A 15,359-nucleotide genomic window follows, 5' to 3' on the forward strand; every position below is an offset into this window, starting at 1 on the left:
CCGATGGTCAGGACCGAGCTGGGGGTACACCATGACCGAACGAACCGCACTGATCTCCGGCGCCGGCGTCGCCGGGCCGACGCTGGCCTACTGGCTGGCCCGCGCGGGCTTCCGGCCCACCGTGGTGGAGCGCGCCGCCGGGCTGCGCTCGAGCGGCAGCCCGGTCGACGTCCGCGGGCCGGCAGCGCGCGTCGCGGACCGGATGGGCATCACCGCGAAGCTGCGCGAGGCGAGCACCAGCGCGCGGTCGCTGAAGTTCGTCGACGACGCGGGGCGGCGGACGGGCCGGGTGCCGATGAGCGCGCTCGGCGCCGGCAGCGACATCGAACTGCCCCGCACCGACCTCGCGGAGATTCTCCACGACGCGGCCCGCGACCACGCCGAGTTCGTCTTCCACGACTCGGTCACCGAACTGCACCAGGACGACGGCGGCGTCGACGTCACGTTCGAGCGCGGCGCCCCGCGGCGCTTCGACCTGGTGATCGGCGCGGACGGCCTGCACTCCGCCGTGCGGCGGCTGGCGTTCGGGCCGGAGGAGGCGTTCACCGAGCACATGGGCGTCTACATCGCGACGCTGCCGCTGAGCGAACCGCCGGCCGACCCCACCGCGATCGTGATGTACAACTCGCCCGGCCGGGCCGTCGCGGTGCATCCGTCCCGCGGCCACGGCATCGCGGCGTTCATGTTCCGCGGCGACGCGCTGCCGGGGTTCGACCACCGGGACACCGTGCTGCACAAGCGAATGCTCACCGACGCCTACGCGGGTGCCGGCTGGCGCGTGCCGGAGTTGCTGGAACGCGTCCGGGAGGCGGACGACCTCTACCTCGACGCGGTGAGCCGGGTACGGCTGGACCGCTGGCACACCGGCCGCATCGCCCTGGCCGGCGACGCGGCGTCGTGCGTGTCGCTGTTCGGCGACGGTTCGACCCTCGCGATGGCGGGCGCGTTCACGCTGGCGGAAGAGCTGGGCCGGACGCCACTGGACGCGACGTCGGCGTTCCGGCGGTACGAGAGCGCGCACCGGAAGCTGGTGGAACCGAAGCAGCGCAACGTTTCCACCGCCGCGGCACTGCTGATCCCGGCCACGCGCGGCGGTTTGGCGGCCCGCAACCTCGGCACGCGGTTGCTGCCGCTCGTCTCCGCGGCCCGTCGCCTGGTTCCCGCCCGGGCGGCCTGACGGTCAGCCCCGCAGCATCGGCGGGTACAGCAGCTCGGCCTTGCCTCGCCGGTACAGCTGCGCGGGACGGCCGCCGTCCCGGGTCGTCGTGCGGCCGGTGGGCTCCAGCAGGCCCTCCGCGCCGGTCACCTTGCGGTGGAAGTTGCGCGGGTCGAGCCGGGTGTTCCAGACCAGCTCGTACACCCGGCGCAGCTCCGCGACCGTGAACTCGGGCGCGCAGAACGCCGTGGCCAGCGGGGTGTACTCCAGTTTCGCGCGCGCCCGCTCGAGACCGTCGGCGAGGATGCGGTCGTGGTCGAACGCCAGCCGTTCGCTCGTGAGCAGCCGGACCGGTGCCCAGCGGGCCTCGGCCGCGTCCGTGCCCGCGCGCGGTACCGGCAGGTCCGGTGCCAGCGCCAGGTACGCGATCGTGACGACCCGCATCCGCGGGTCCCGGCCCGGCGCGCCGTAGCCGGCGAGCTGTTCGATGTGGACGGTCCCCGGCGCCAGCCCAGTCTCCTCCGCCAGTTCCCGGCGTGCGGCGTCCGCCAGGTCCTCGTCCTCCCGGACGAACCCGCCGGGCAGGGCCCATTCCCCCAGGTACGGCGCAACGCCGCGACGCACCACGAGCGCGCACAGCTCGTCCCCCGTCAGGGTGAGCACGACGAGGTCGACGGTGACGGCGAACGGCGGGTGACCCATGCCACCACCCTAATCGTCATCTTGACGATTAGCCAGTCCACCCCATATCGTCACCACGACGATAAGAGGAGGGCTCCATGGCCGACATCGACCGCCGGTTCGGGTTCCGGCACCTGCGCGGTGCTCCCACCGTGCACATCCGCCACTACCGCCGCGGCAAGCTCGCGCACGACGGCGTCGGGCTGTCGTTCTGGTACCGGCCGCTGACCGCGGTGGTGTCGGAGGTCCCGGTCGACGACCGCGAGCTGCCGCTGCTGTTCCACGCCCGCACGGCCGACTTCCAGGACGTCACCGTCCAGCTCGCGCTGACGTTCCGGATCGAGGACCCCGCGCTGGCCGCGCAGCGCATCGACTTCTCCATCGACCCGGACACCGGGCGCTGGAGAAGCGACCCCCTGGCCCAGATCAGCGGACTGCTCACCGAGAACGTCCAGCAGTACGCGGTCGAGGTGCTGACCCGCACTCCCCTGGCCACGGCGCTCGTCGACGGCGTCCGCGCGGTCCGCGACCGGATCCGCGCCGGCCTCGCCGACGAGGACACGCGGCTCGCGCAGACCGGCTCGGCGGTGATCGACGTGCGCGTCGTCGCCATCCGGGCCGAACCCGAGGTCGAGAAGGCACTGCAGACGACCGCGCGGGAGAAGGTGCAGCAGGAGGCCGACCGGGCGACCTACGAGCGGCGCGCGCTCGCCGTCGAGCGTGAACGCGCCATCAGCGAGAACGAGCTGCAGAGCCAGATCGAGCTGGCCCGCAGGGAGGAGCAGCTGCTCGTCCAGCGCGGCGCGAACGCCCGGCGCCAAGCCGAAGAAGCCGCGGCGGCGAACCGGATCGACACCGAGGCACAGGCGTCGCGCGAGGAACGGCTGACCCAGGTGCAGGCCGCGGGCAAGCGGGCCCTCGGCGAGGCGGAAGCGGCCGGCGAGGCGGCCAGGCTGGCCGCGTACCGCGACTTGCCCGACGGCGTGCTGACCGGGCTGGCGCTCAAGGAACTGGCCGGCAACCTCCCGCGGATCGACAGCCTGACGGTGACCCCGGATCTGCTCGCCCCGCTGCTGACGAAGCTCGGCGTCCGCTCGTGAGCCTCGCCCCGCGTGTCGTGCTGGTGCACCGGCGCACCGAGCTCGACGAGCTCCTCGCCCGGCACGGCACCCGCGGCCAAGCCGAGTTCTTCCTGCGCACGCGCGGGCGTGACCTCGCCGAAGTCACCGAGGCGGACGCGGCCGTGCGCGCCGCGCTCGCGGCGGCGTCCGCGGCCATCCCGCTGGACTGGCGCCGCGGCGAGGTCGAACGGGCGGACTTCGACCGGTTCCTGTTCACCCCGGAGGACGTCGTCGTCGTGGTCGGGCAGGACGGCCTGGTCGCCAACGTGGCGAAGTACCTCGACGGCCAGCCGGTGATCGGCGTCGCGCCCGCCGATCCCGGCGTGCTCGTCAAGCACCCGGTCGAGGCCGTCGCGGATCTCCTGCGGTCCACCTCGGACGTCGAGCACCGGACGATGGCCGAGCTCACCGCCGACGACGGCCAGCGGCTCCTGGCGCTCAACGAGATCTACCTCGGGCACGCCGGGCACCAGACGGCCCGCTACCGGCTGGGGACCGGCGGCGGGCCGGCGGAACGCCAGGCGTCGTCGGGGATCCTGGTCGGGACCGGCACCGGGGCGACCGGCTGGTGCGGGTCGGTGTGGCGGGACCGCCACAGCGGCCTGCGCCTGCCCGCCCCCGGCGAGACCCGGCTGGTCTGGTTCGTGCGGGAGGCGTGGCCGTCGCCGACGACCGGGACCACGCACACCGAGGGCGAGCTGACGAAGGCGCCGCTGACGGTCGAAGTCGAATCCGACCGCCTGGTCGCGTTCGGCGACGGTCTCGAAGCCGACACCGTCGCCCTGACTCGCGGCCAGACGGCCACTTTCGCTCCCGCGGCGAAGACCGTCCATCTCGTGCGGTGACGGAAAGCCGACATGCGTGATCGGAGGGACGACACGCCGAGGGGGCGTGTCGTCCCTCCTCGCTCAGGTTCCGTATCGGGACTTGACGATCGACGGCGTGTCCAGGTTGTGGCCGGCGTCGATGCTCTGGGCCAGCCGGAGGTACTGGCCTTCCGCCCACATCAGCGGGCCCGCGCTGCCGGTCGGCCTGCCCAGCGCGAAGCAGCCGACGTCCGCGCGGTCCCAGACCTGCTCGGGCACGAAGTACCCGTCGTTGACCGAGTCGGCCATGGACTTGAGGTACACCGCCGCCGAGCGGCCGTTGGCCAGCTCGTACTCGCCGCGCTCCCCCGACAGCACCGGCCACAGCCGCCCGAACCGCTGACCGCCGCCGGCCGGCCAGCCGGTGCAGTTCGCGGTGCTTTCGCCGTAGTTGTCGTGCGGGTAGCGGTGGAAGTAGACGTCGCCGTTCGGCAGCGTCACCTGCATCGCCGAGTTGCCGTCGGACGCGGCGGCGGCCGGCGCGACCGAGTTCGCGATCGTGGTGTCGCCCGCCGGGCGGATGCCGAGCCGGACGAGGTCGAGGAACCCGAAGTCGGTGACGTCGTGCTCGTAGAAGCAGCCTTCGTCGAAGCAGATCGTCGCCGTGTCGTTCGGGTTCCCGGCGCGGTCGAGGCGTTCGTAGTAGGTGTGGCCGCCCCAGTAGTCGGACGTCGTGACGGTCCAGCCGGCCAGGGAGTTCCGCCACGAGTCCGCGGTGGACTCCCACGTCGAGGCGCTCGCCGTGTCGCCGTTCGCGCGGGCGATGGCCCCGGCGGCGATCAGCCCGGCGATCTCGGCGGCCACCGACGACGGCGACTTGCCGTACTGCTCTTCCCACCGCTCGGTGGTGTCCGGGCCGGTCGCGACGATGTGGCCGGCCGTCGTCTTGACCTTGGCGTAGGTCGAGGCGTCGGTGAGGCCGGTCAGCCAGGCCAGCAGGATCGCGTCGGCGTCCTGGTCGAGCTGTTCGCAGCAGCCGAGCTGCTGGGCGCTCGCCCCCGAGACACCCGAAACCGGGGTGTAGCGCGGGAACGACCCGGCCGGGTACGTCGTGCCGTCGCCTGCCGTGGGGCTGCCGATCCACTGCGAGTTCCAGAGGAACTGGGCCATCCGCTTGGCCTGCGCGCTGTCGCCGGCGGCCAGGAGGCCGGTCGCCTGCTGGTAGAGGTCACGGCCCCAGACGCGGTGGTAGCCGTCGTTGAGCTGGTCGCCGTTCGTGAAGTCGCCCCACGGCGTCGCCAGGCCCGCGACACTCGCGCCCGGGTGCTGCTTGTCCTCGGCGGTTTTCAGTGCCATCGCCGCGACGTAGTAGGCGCGACGCCGTTGCGTGTCCCCGGAAACGCTCGCCGGTGCGGGTTTCAGGCCACTCACATAGGAGTTCCAGCCGCCGCGGTAGGACGCCGACACGCTGGCGAAGCCGCTGCTCAGTGAGCCGCTCGCCGCCGAGGACGCGGCCGTCGCGGTGCCGCCGTAGCCGAGCGCGACGGTGAACGTGGTGTCCGCGCCGACCGGGATCTGTCCACACTGGACGACGTTGCCGGTGCCGGAGACGTTGTCGAACTGGTTGTTCAGGGTCTTGTCGGCACGCAGGTCGGCCAGGCAGTCGCTGGCCGCGCCGCTGTAGCCGTTGTCGTGCGCGGTGAAGCCGGTCGAGACGCGCAACGCGGAGACGACCGTCGTGGCCGTCCCGCCGAAGAGCGTCTCGGTCCCGCTCGCCAGCAGGCCGCTGCCGTCCCACCAGGCGTTGTCGTTCGAGCCGCCGCCCGCCATCGACGGGTTGGCCAGCAGGTAGAGCCGGTAGCTGCCGCCGTCGAGGGACTGGAAGCGAGTGCTGGTGACCAGGGTCGCGCGGGCCGGGTCGGTGACGTAGTCGGTGGTGATCCGGTACTTGCCGCTCTTCGCCGTGTTCATGACGGTGTATTGCAGCGCCTTCTCGTCAGGCATCGAGACGACGTGGTTGGTGGCGTCGCGCTCGAGGTCGACGAAGCTCGTGCCGTCGGTGACGACGTACTGCATGTCCTGCATGTTCGGGACGTCGGCACGCGGGTAGAAGACCTCCGACGTGACGCCGCCCGCGACGGTGAACCACACCGGGCTGCCGGTCGTCGTCGAGGTCCCGATGGCGGACTTGTTGCCGGTCGCCCAGGATGCGCCGCCACCGCAGCAGTCGGTCGCGGTGCCGCTCGCCAGCGCCGTACCCGGCAGCGCCCCGGCCAGCAAGATTCCCGCTCCGGCGCAGGCCAGGACCGCTTTCCACCTGATCATCGGGACCCTCCGACGGCGTTGTCGTCAATATGTTGCGAGCCGCAACATATTGAGCCACCCGTCGGTGACAAGCAATGTCCGATCGGACTGAACCGATCAAGCCACCTCAGGCGTCGGCGCGGTGCCAGCCTGACCGAGGTCAGATGTCCTTGAGGTCAGAGAGGTCACCGATGGATTTGCGCAGCCGCGTCTGCGTATCCACCATCCACCGCAGCACGTCCGCCCAGTGGTCTTCGTCGGTGATGGCGGGCCCGAGCAGCCGCGCTTCGATTCGGCAGCCAACCTTCTTCGGCAGATCGTCGAAAATCAGGTCTTCCCCGAACCGATCCGTGATCTCGTCGCGCCGATCGGCGAGTACCCGCCAGCGACTCAGGTTTCGTGCGCCGTCGGGGTCACCGAAGTAGAGCTCCGAACGGCAACCGAACATGGAAAAGGACACCACCCAGTTCACACCGCCGATTCCCGACGGCATCTGGAACCAGTTCGCCGTCGCCGGAGCAGCTTTGCTCCACCCACGCTCCTTGGCCATCGGGACGAACCGAGACCAAAACTTCCCATAGAGCACGGACTTGGGTGATCCGGTAACTGCCACGGCGCTCTCGTCCGGATCATCTTCGCCCGAAAGCTCCGGCGTCACGGGTGGCGGCCCGATGACACGAATGATCGCACTGGCCACCAAGTGGATGGTATCGATCGCCTCGGATGCCTCATCGGCGGTAATCGACCGCTTCGTGTCCGTTCGCTCCGGATCTCGGTCGGCCTCGTGCGCGATTTTGTTGCGCCGATTGACGATTCGCTGGAGCATCTCCTGAACCTGGCTGGGCGAGACGGCTTTGTCACGGCCATGGCTGATCCACCCGGCGACCGATTGCCACAACGGGACGTCGCTGACGTGACTCAGCGCATCTTTGATCTTTTCCGGCGCCTGGAAGGACTGCCAGCCGAACTGATCACGCAGGTATGCCGCGAAGGCTACGTGCAGGTTCTCGGGCTGACGCCGCGTATCCTCGAACAGGGAGAGCGGGATTCGCAATTTCAAGAACTTCGGAGGGCTCTGCGCCGACATGGTGAGCGCGAATCCGAGAGCACGGTCGTACAGTTCGCGGTGGATCCAGTGATCCAAGGCCGAAACGGCCTGGACCCACGCCGCGCGGTACAAGTCCGCGACGTCGAAGGCTCCGACCTGAAGTCGTTCCAGGTGCCGACCACCTCCGATCAGATCCCTGGCATAGTCGAGGTTGCTCTGGAACTCGACGAAGCCTCCCGTCGTCCAGGTCGAGGAATCCGCGGCCACAGAAGAATCCACCATCCACGCAGTATGACCGGCTCCACCAAGCGACGGGCAGTCAGCGCGAGACCGCCCGGATGGCTCAAGCGTCGGCGATGCGGTCCAGCCACTCGGCCAGCAGGACGCGCTCGGCCTCGGTCAGCGCGGTGGCGCCGTCGAGCCCGGCCCGCAGCGCGACCGCGCGCTCCGGCAGGTCCGAGCCCGCCGGTTCCGCCGTGCCGGTGAGAATGCGGTTCAGCACGGACTCGCGAGCCGTCGCCGACAGCTCCGCGTCGCGCTCCTCCTCCGGAGTCGCGATCAGCGAGAGCACCACACCCATGCCGGTCGCGTGCACCAGCCGCGCCGCGCGTTCGACACTCATCCGCAGCCGGCCCGCCGCCGCGACGCGCTCGACGATGGTTCGCAGCATCGCCTCGCCTTCCCGGGCCGCCGGCGACGTGCGGCCCGGGCGGGCGTCGCCGTACATGAGCACGTAGAACTCCGGGCGGGACAGCCCGAACTCGATGTGCAGGTCCCAGCCGCGGCGGAGGTCTTCCACCGGGTCGCCGGTCGAGCCCAGGGCACGCTTGCTCGCGAGATACTCGTCGAAGCCGTACGCGGCGACGGCGTCGAGGAGGCCGTCCTTGTCGCCGAAGAGCCGGTAAAGCGCGGGCGGCTGGACGCCCGCGGCCGCGCTCACCGCGCGCGTCGAAAGACCGTCGCGCCCCTCCGCAGCCAGCAGCGCGGCCGCCGCCTGGAGGATCCGCTCCCGGGTGTCCATCGCCGCCTTCGTCACCATGGTTCCAATGATAACAAAACTGCGGTAGCACTCATTCAGGCCAAGTGGTCCGTGGCGACGCGGTGCGCGAGGCGGCGGAGCAGGGGCGCCGCTTCCGCCAGGCAACGGGCGGGATCGGGTTCCAGGTCCGTCAACGCATACGCGGCCGAAATGCCTGCCGCGGCCAGGTCCGGCGCGGGCAGCAGGCACCGTCCGGAAACGGCGACGCACGGGACACCCCGGGCCGCCGCCGCGCGGGCCACCCCGGCCGGGGCCTTGCCGGACAACGTCTGCGCGTCGAGGGAGCCTTCGCCGGTGATGACGAGCGAAGCTCCGCCCAGTGCCGCGTCGAAGCCGAGCAGGTCGAGCAGCAGCTCGATGCCCGGCCGCATCCGGGCGCCCAGCACGGCCATCGCCGCGAAGCCCACTCCCCCGGCCGCGCCGGCGCCCGGTCGCGAGGCGAAGTCCGGTCCGGCGATCGACGCCCAGTGCCGCAAGGCGGCGTCCAGGGTCTCGACGTCGCCGGGCGACGCGCCCTTCTGCGGGCCGTAGACGGACGCGGCTCCCCGCGGGCCGTACAGCGGGTTGTCCACGTCAGACGCCAGTTCGATGTCCACTCCGGACACGTCCAAACCGGACAGATCAAGGGAGGCGAGCCGGGACAACGCCGCGCCACCACGGGGAAGTTCGCGTCCGGCACCGTCCAGCAGGCGGGCCCCGAGTGCGGTCAGCATCCCCGCACCGCCGTCGGTGCAGGCGCTGCCGCCGACGCCGAGCACGATCCGGCGGCACCCGGCGGCCACCGCGGCGGCGATGACGTCGCCGGTGCCCGCGCTGGTCGCGGTGAGCGGTTCCGGCGCGCCGGGCAGCCGGTGCAGCCCGGACGCCTCGGCCAGCTCGACGACGGCCGTGTCCCCGAGGACCGCGCAGGACGCTGTCAACGGCGCTCCCGCCGGTCCCCGGGCGGGGACCGGCACGCGGCGGAACCCCGCGGCGACGGCGGCGGCGACCGTGCCGTCGCCGCCGTCCGCCACCGGGAGGCACCGCACTTCGGCGGCCGGGTGGACGTCGGCGAGACCGGCGGCCACCGCCGACGCGACCTCGGCCGCCGTCAGCGACCCCTTGAACTTGTCCGGGGCGATCAGGACCTTCACGCGGTCGCCTTGAAGGCCCGCCAGTCGCCGATCTCGGTGATGTCCCGCAGCGCGACGTGCGAGGTGTAGGGCCGCCGCAGCAGCATGGCGAACGCCGAACTGCCGTCCGCCAGCTCGACCACGCCCAGCTCCAGCTCGTGCGGCTCGGACGGCAGGAGCTTGTCCCGCAGGTCGTCGAGCGAGACGTCGTAGACCTCGCCGGTCACCGGAGCGCCGCCGTGGGACACCGGGTACAGCGCCGGGCACTGGTCGCCGACCGCGTAGAACCGGTACTTCGCCGCGGTCCGCGCGGCGCCGACGAACGGCGATCCGTCGAGGAGGTGGTGCAGCGGTTCGCCGCGCATGGCGCCGCCGTTGAAGAACATCAGGGCCACGGGAACTCCTTAGCGGAAGAGGGCTTCGACGCCGTCGATGGCGAAGTACACCGCGAAGACCAGGGCCAGCAGCGACAGCAGCCAGCCGGCCTCGCGCCACTTGCCGCGGCCGATCTTGATGAGCACGAACGCGATCAGGCCGGCGCCGACGCCGTTGGTGATCGAATAGGTGAACGGGATCAGCGCGGCCGTCAAGAACACCGGGATCGTGTAGTCCGGGTCGTGCCACGGGATGGTCCGGCACTGCGCGACCATCATGCCGCCGATGACCACCAGCGCGGGTGCCGCGGCCTGGGCCGGGACGACCCCCGCGAGCGGCGTGAACAACAGCGTCCCGGCGAACAGCAGGCCGGTGACGACGCTCGCCAGCCCCGTCCGCGCGCCCTCCCCGACGCCGGCCGCCGATTCCAGGAACACCGTGTTCGGCGACGAGCCGGTGACTCCGCCCGCGATCGCGCCCGCGCCGTCGACCAGCAGGATGCGGCCCATCCGCGGGACCTTGCCGTTCTTCGACAGCCCGGCCTCGTCGGACACGCTGGTGATCGTGCCCATGGCGTCGAAGAAGCCGGACAGCACCAGCGTGAACAGGAACACCGTGGCCGCGAGCGCGCCCGCCGAGGCGAAGCCGCCGAAGAGGTCGACGTGGCCGAAGAGCCCGAAGTCGGGGGCGGCGACGACGTGGTCGGGCAGTGCCGGGTCGGTGCGGCCCCAGCCGCCGACGCCGAAGCCGTCGTGCAGCACGACGGCGAGGACCGTCGCCACGCCGATGCTGATCAGCACCGCGCCCGGAACCTTGCGCGCCACCAGCACGATCATCAGGAGCAACCCGACGCAGAACACCACGATCGGCCAGCCGGACAGGTGCCCGTCGGTGCCGAGGCGGACCGGCACCGGGGTGGCCGCCGCGTCCGGCACCCGGGAGACGAACCCGGCGCTGACCAGGCCGACGAGCGCGATGTAGAGCCCGATCCCGACGGTGATCGCCGTCTTGAGCGGCCGCGGGATGGCGTTCATGATCCGTTCGCGGACGCCGCTGACGGCCATCAGCACGATGCACACGCCCTCGAGCACGACCAGCCCGAACGCCTGCGCCCAGGTCATCTCCGGGGCCATCTGGAAGGCGACGATGCCGTTGATGCCGAGACCGGCGGCCAGCGCGAGGGGCGCGTTGCCGACGAGTCCCATGAGGACGGTCATCACGGCGGCGGCCAGCGCGGTCGCCGTGGTCACCTGCGCGGCCGACAGCCGGGCGCCGGTGATGTCGGCGGAGGCGCCGAGGATGAGCGGGTTGAGCAGCACGATGTAAGCCATCGCGACGAACGTCGTGACGCCGCCGCGGACCTCGCGGCCGATCGTGGTCTGCCGTGTTCGCAGCTCGAACAGCTTCTCGAGCGGAGAACGGCGTTGTACGGGTACTTCTTCTGCTACGGGCGTGTCGATCTCGGTCTGGGTCATGCGTCCTGCCCTTGCCGGTGGGGGGGGTGCTCGGCCAGGGCCAGGCACCACGCCGTGCCTGGCCGAGCGGGACGTTCGATTCGGTTGTGCTCCGGTCAGCTGGCCTTGTGGGTCAGTAAGCGGTGGGTCAGTAGTCGGTGCGGTCGCTCTTGTCGAGCCAGGCCGCGAAGGGCGCGAATCCGTCCTTTGCGGACAGTCGCGTCACGGGAACGGTCCACGTTTCACGAGGACGGTCGAAGAGTTCGTAGAAGGCGCGGTCGTCGAAGCCCGCCTTGGCCGCGTCGTCGCGGTCGGCGGCGAAGAGGACCTTGTCCACCCGCGCCCACAAGGCCGACGACAGGCACATCGGGCACGGCTCGCAGCTGGAGACGAGCACGCAGCCGTCCAGTTTGAACGTTCCCAGCGCCTGGCAGGCCGCGCGGATCGCGACGACCTCGGCGTGCGCGGTCGGGTCGAGGTTCGCCGTGACTCGGTTGACGCCGGTCGAGACGACCTTGCCGTCCTTCACGATCAGGGCGCCGAACGGGCCGCCGCCGTTCTCGACGTTGCGCGTGGCGATGTGGACGGCTTCGTCGAGCCAGGCCTGCTCGACGGAAAGGGACGTGGTCATCTCAAACTCCGGTGATGTGCTCGGGGCGGATCGGGACGCGCGGGAGCTCGAGGCCGGTGGCCGCGCGGATGGCGTTGGCGATCGCGGGCGTGGCCGAGATCGTGGGCGGCTCGCCGACGCCGCGGACGCCGTAGGGCGCGTGCGGGTCGGGCCGCTCGAGGACTTCGACGCGCATCGGCGGCATGTCGAGGATGGTCGGGATGAGGTAGTCGGTGAACGACGGGTTCCGCACCTTGCCGCCTTCGACCAGGATCTCCTCCATCACGGCGAGCCCGAGGCCCTGCGCCGAACCGCCCTGGATCTGCGCGACGACGGCGTCCGGGTTCATCGCCTTGCCGACGTCCTGCGCGCAGTCGAGCTGCACCACCTTGACCAGGCCGAGGTCGAGGTCGACGTCGACCACCGCGCGGTGGGCCGAGAAGCCGTACTGGACGTGGGCGTCGCCCTGGCCGGTCTCCGGGTCGAGCGGGTACGTCTTGCGGTGGTGGAACTCGCGGGTCTCCTCGATCGCGGTCTCCCCCAGCACTTCGGCCAGGTCGGCCACGACTTCGCCGTCCGCCGCGACCACCTTGCCACCGGCGAGGGTCATGCCTTCGGAGGCGACGCCGAGCCGGGCGCAGACCGCTTCCGCCACCGCGCGGCAGGCGTTGCGGACCGCGCCGCCGGTGACGTAGGTCTGCCGCGACGCCGAGCTGGAGCCGGCGTCGCCGACGCTCGTGTCGGCCGGGTGCACGCTCACCCGCGTCACGCCCAGCTCGGTGCGGGCGATCTGCTGCTGCAACGTCACCAGCCCCTGCCCGACCTCCGCGGCGGCGGTGTGGACCATCGCCACCGGCTCGCCACCGAAGACCTCCAGCCGGACGCGGGCGGTCGAGTAGTCGTCGAGGCCTTCGGCGTAGGAGATGTTCTTGATCGTCACGCCGTAGCCGACACCCCGCACGACCCCTTCGCCGTGGGTGGTGTTGGACGCGCCGCCGGGCAGCTCGCGGATGTCGGCGTCACCGCTGCGCGAAGGCGGCAGCGGCAGGTCGCGGACCCGCTGGACGAGCTCCGCCACCGGCGCCGGGAAGTCGACCACCTGGCCGGTGACCACAGTGGACCCTTCGCTCAGCGCGTTGCGGATCCGCAGCTCGGCCGGGTCCATGCCCAGCGCGGCGGCGAGCTTGTCCATTTGGGACTCGTAGGCGTACGTCGGCTGCACCGCGCCGAGGCCGCGCATCGCGCCGCAGGTCGGGTTGTTCGTGTAGACACCCCAGCCCTCGATGTGGGCGTTCGGTACATCGTAGGGACCGACGCCGAGCGTGGTGCCGTTGCCGACCACGACCGGGGTTTTGGACGCGTACGCACCGCCGTCGAAGTACAACTTCGCGCGGACGTAGACGAGCTTGCCGTCGCGGGTGGCGCCGTGCTCGTAGTACATCTTCGCCGGGTGGCGGTGGACGTGCCCGAAGAACGATTCCAGGCGGTTGTAGCTCATCTTCACCGGACGGCCGGTGCGCAGGGCCAGCATGCACGAGTGGATCTGCATCGACAGGTCCTCGCGGCCGCCGAAGGCGCCGCCGACGCCGGACAGTGTCAGCCGGACCTTCTCCAGCGGCAGGCCCAGGGCCTTCGCCGTCTGGCGCTGGTCGACGTGCAGCCACTGGGTGGCCAGGTAGAGGTCGACGCCGCCGTCCTCGGCCGGCACCGCGAGCCCGGACTCCGGCCCGAGGAACGCCTGGTCCTGCATGCCGATCTCGTACACGCCGGACACGACCACGTCCGCGGTGGCGGCCGGGTCGCCCTTGACGATCCGCTGGTGGCGGACCAGGTTCCCGCCCGGGTGCAGCTTCGGCAGGGTGTCGTCGTGCGCGGCCCGCTCGGGGTCGGTGACCGGCTCGAGGACGTCGTACTCGACGACGATCTCCTTGAGCGCCTGCCGCGCGATCTCCGGGTGGTCGGCGGCCAGGATCGCCACCGGTTCGCCCTGGTAGCGCACGACACCTTCGGCCAGCGCCGGGGTGTCCTGGTACTTCAAGCCGTAGACGTTCTCGCCCGGCACGTCCTCGTGGGTCAGCACCGCGTGCACGCCCGGCTGGGCGAGCGCGCGGGAGACGTCGAGGCGGACGATCCGGGCGTGCGGGTGCGGGCTGCGCAGGGTGGCGCCCCACAGCATGTCCTCGTGCCAGAGGTCGGAGGAGTAGGCGAACTCGCCACGGACCTTCAGCGTGCCGTCCGGCCGCAGCGGGCTCTCGCCGATGCCGCCGGCGATGGTGTCGTGCAGTTCCTGAGGGGACCGGGCCGGGGCGCTCATCGGACGGCCTTCTTCGCGGCCGCGTCGCGGACGGCGTCGAGGATCTTCTCGTACCCGGTGCAGCGGCAGAGGTTGCCGGCGAGGGCCTCGCGGATCTCGACGTCACTCGGGTCCGGGACGCGCTCGATCAGGTCGTGCGCGGCCACGACCAGGCCGGGCGTGCAGAAGCCGCACTGGACGGCGCCGCGCTCGACGAACGCCTCCTGGACCGGGTCGAGGGCTTCCTCTGAGGCGAGCCCTTCGACCGTGACGACCTCGCGGCCCTCGGCCTGGCCGGCCGCGACCAGGCACGCACACGCCGGGACGCCGTCGAGGTAGACCGTGCACGAGCCGCATTCGCCCTGCTCACAGGCGTTCTTCGAGCCCGGCATGCCGAGCCGCTCACGCAGGACGTAAAGCAGGCTTTCGCCTTCCCAGACGTTGTCCGCCCGGCGGGGTTCGCCGTTGACGGTGACGTTCACGCGCACTTCGCGCTCCCTCCGCAGTATTCGGTCCAGGCCCAGGTCAGCGTCCGGCGCGCCATGACGCCGAGGGCGTGCCGCCGGTAGGCCGCGCTGCCGCGGACGTCGTCGATCGGGGCGGCGGCCGCGGCGACCAGGTCGCCGAAGCGGCGTTTCACCGAGTCGGTGACCGGCTTCGGCGAGTCCCAGTCCAGCTCTCCGGCCAGGAACTCCTCGGCTTCGAAGGCCCGGCGGGGCGTGGGTGCGGCCGAGCCGACGCCGGTGCCGACGCGGCGTTGGTCCGGGTGCAGGGCCAGGCCGAAGGCGGCCACGGCGATGACCATGGCGTTGCGGGTGCCGATCTTGCTGAACTGCTGGGGTCCGGTGGCCGGGGCCAGCAGGACCGCGGTGATCAGCTCGTCCGGCTCCAGGACGTTCCGCTTCACGCCGGTGTAGAAATCCTTCGCCGCGACGATCCTCGTCCCGCGGGCCGAGGCGATCTCGACCTCGGCGTCCGCCGCCAGCAGCGCCGGGTGGGAGTCCCCAGCGGGCGAGGCCGCGCCGAGGTTGCCGCCGACCGAGCCGCGGTTGCGGATCTGCGGGGACCCGACGGTCCGCGCGGCCATCGCCAGGCCTGGCAGCTGCCCGCCCAGCTCGGTGATGATCCGGGCGTAGGGCACGGCCGCGCCGATGCGGATCCGGCCGCCGTCGGTGCCGTGCTCGTGCAGCTCGGGTACGCGCCCGAGGTCGAGGAGCGACTCCGGGCGGCGGTGGTCGAAGTTGAGTTCGACCATCACGTCCGTGCCGCCGGCGATCGGGACCGCACCGGGGTTCGCGGCCTTCGCGGCGAGCGCGCCGGCCAGCGAGTCGGGTCGGAGGAATTCCACTGTGGACGTCCT

At 71.6% G+C, this 15,359-nt stretch carries 14 protein-coding genes; 3 read left to right on the forward strand and 11 right to left on the reverse strand.

The genetic code is table 11. From position 1 onward, the window contains the following. Positions 1-31: 31 nt before the first annotated feature. Entirely contained in the window at positions 32-1,177 is a 1,146-nt protein-coding gene (locus CF165_RS10060; protein WP_093947196.1) for an FAD-dependent monooxygenase, read from the forward strand. A 3-nt stretch (positions 1,178-1,180) separates the two neighbouring features. Here the strand turns inward: CF165_RS10060 and CF165_RS10065 are convergent, their stop codons facing one another. Beyond that, positions 1,181-1,858, reverse strand: a complete 678-nt coding sequence (locus CF165_RS10065; protein WP_093947197.1) for an NUDIX hydrolase — start codon at positions 1,856-1,858, stop codon at positions 1,181-1,183. Between the two features lie 77 nt (positions 1,859-1,935). Here CF165_RS10065 and CF165_RS10070 point away from each other — a divergent pair, with 77 nt between their 5' ends. Next, on the forward strand, positions 1,936-2,937 hold the full coding sequence (locus tag CF165_RS10070) for an SPFH domain-containing protein (RefSeq protein ID WP_093947198.1): 1,002 nt from the start codon (positions 1,936-1,938) through the stop codon (positions 2,935-2,937). Further along, on the forward strand, positions 2,934-3,803 hold the full coding sequence (locus CF165_RS10075) for an NAD(+)/NADH kinase (RefSeq protein ID WP_093947199.1): 870 nt from the start codon (positions 2,934-2,936) through the stop codon (positions 3,801-3,803). The genes CF165_RS10070 and CF165_RS10075 overlap by 4 nt, the downstream gene beginning before the upstream one ends. Before the next feature lie 63 nt (positions 3,804-3,866). Here CF165_RS10075 and CF165_RS10080 read toward each other — a convergent pair whose 3' ends face one another. The 10 genes from CF165_RS10080 to CF165_RS10125 form a co-directional block, all read right to left on the reverse strand. Continuing rightward, the gene (locus CF165_RS10080) at positions 3,867-6,089 is read right to left on the reverse strand and encodes a glycoside hydrolase family 15 protein (protein WP_093947200.1); all 2,223 of its coding nucleotides are present in this window, start codon (positions 6,087-6,089) and stop codon (positions 3,867-3,869) included. A gap of 139 nt (positions 6,090-6,228) precedes the next feature. Continuing rightward, positions 6,229-7,398, reverse strand: coding sequence for a DUF4268 domain-containing protein (locus CF165_RS10085; RefSeq protein WP_093947201.1), 1,170 nt, complete (start codon positions 7,396-7,398; stop codon positions 6,229-6,231). A 61-nt stretch (positions 7,399-7,459) separates the two neighbouring features. Next, positions 7,460-8,155: a TetR/AcrR family transcriptional regulator gene (locus tag CF165_RS10090; protein WP_093947202.1), complete on the reverse strand. Its 696-nt coding sequence runs from the start codon at positions 8,153-8,155 to the stop codon at positions 7,460-7,462. Positions 8,156-8,190: 35 nt separating this feature from the next. Beyond that, complete coding sequence (locus CF165_RS10095) at positions 8,191-9,288, reverse strand: glycerate kinase (RefSeq protein ID WP_093947203.1); 1,098 nt, start codon at positions 9,286-9,288, stop codon at positions 8,191-8,193. Further along, on the reverse strand, positions 9,285-9,662 hold the full coding sequence (locus CF165_RS10100) for an allophanate hydrolase-related protein (RefSeq protein ID WP_093947204.1): 378 nt from the start codon (positions 9,660-9,662) through the stop codon (positions 9,285-9,287). The genes CF165_RS10095 and CF165_RS10100 overlap by 4 nt, the downstream gene beginning before the upstream one ends. Before the next feature lie 9 nt (positions 9,663-9,671). Beyond that, on the reverse strand, positions 9,672-11,117 hold the full coding sequence (locus CF165_RS10105) for an NCS2 family permease (RefSeq protein ID WP_093947205.1): 1,446 nt from the start codon (positions 11,115-11,117) through the stop codon (positions 9,672-9,674). Positions 11,118-11,244: 127 nt separating this feature from the next. Next, entirely contained in the window at positions 11,245-11,727 is a 483-nt protein-coding gene (locus CF165_RS10110) for a nucleoside deaminase (RefSeq protein ID WP_093947206.1), read from the reverse strand. A gap of 1 nt (position 11,728) precedes the next feature. Then, entirely contained in the window at positions 11,729-14,020 is a 2,292-nt protein-coding gene (gene pucD / locus CF165_RS10115; protein WP_093947207.1) for a xanthine dehydrogenase subunit D, read from the reverse strand. Beyond that, positions 14,017-14,487: a (2Fe-2S)-binding protein gene (locus CF165_RS10120; protein WP_093947208.1), complete on the reverse strand. Its 471-nt coding sequence runs from the start codon at positions 14,485-14,487 to the stop codon at positions 14,017-14,019. Before CF165_RS10120 ends, pucD begins: the two co-directional genes overlap by 4 nt. Then, positions 14,478-15,347 (reverse strand): FAD binding domain-containing protein, encoded by an 870-nt coding sequence (locus tag CF165_RS10125; protein ID WP_093947209.1) that lies wholly within the window; start codon positions 15,345-15,347, stop codon positions 14,478-14,480. Before CF165_RS10125 ends, CF165_RS10120 begins: the two co-directional genes overlap by 10 nt. Positions 15,348-15,359 lie beyond the last annotated feature (12 nt).

The organism is Amycolatopsis vastitatis, from assembly GCF_002234595.1.
Taxonomy (GTDB): Bacteria; Actinomycetota; Actinomycetes; order Mycobacteriales; family Pseudonocardiaceae; genus Amycolatopsis; species Amycolatopsis vastitatis.

Excerpts from the sequence above, each read along its gene's own strand:
- CF165_RS10085 (WP_093947201.1), bottom strand. The coding sequence starts at position 7,398 with ATGGTGGATTCTTCTGTGGCCGCGGATTCCTCGACCTGGACGACGGGA.
- pucD (WP_093947207.1), bottom strand. The coding sequence starts at position 14,020 with ATGAGCGCCCCGGCCCGGTCCCCTCAGGAACTGCACGACACCATCGCC.
- CF165_RS10080 (WP_093947200.1), bottom strand. The coding sequence starts at position 6,089 with ATGATCAGGTGGAAAGCGGTCCTGGCCTGCGCCGGAGCGGGAATCTTG.
- CF165_RS10105 (WP_093947205.1), bottom strand. The coding sequence starts at position 11,117 with ATGACCCAGACCGAGATCGACACGCCCGTAGCAGAAGAAGTACCCGTA.
- CF165_RS10060 (WP_093947196.1), top strand. The coding sequence starts at position 32 with ATGACCGAACGAACCGCACTGATCTCCGGCGCCGGCGTCGCCGGGCCG.
- CF165_RS10090 (WP_093947202.1), bottom strand. The coding sequence starts at position 8,155 with ATGGTGACGAAGGCGGCGATGGACACCCGGGAGCGGATCCTCCAGGCG.
- CF165_RS10110 (WP_093947206.1), bottom strand. The coding sequence starts at position 11,727 with ATGACCACGTCCCTTTCCGTCGAGCAGGCCTGGCTCGACGAAGCCGTC.
- CF165_RS10065 (WP_093947197.1), bottom strand. The coding sequence starts at position 1,858 with ATGGGTCACCCGCCGTTCGCCGTCACCGTCGACCTCGTCGTGCTCACC.
- CF165_RS10070 (WP_093947198.1), top strand. The coding sequence starts at position 1,936 with ATGGCCGACATCGACCGCCGGTTCGGGTTCCGGCACCTGCGCGGTGCT.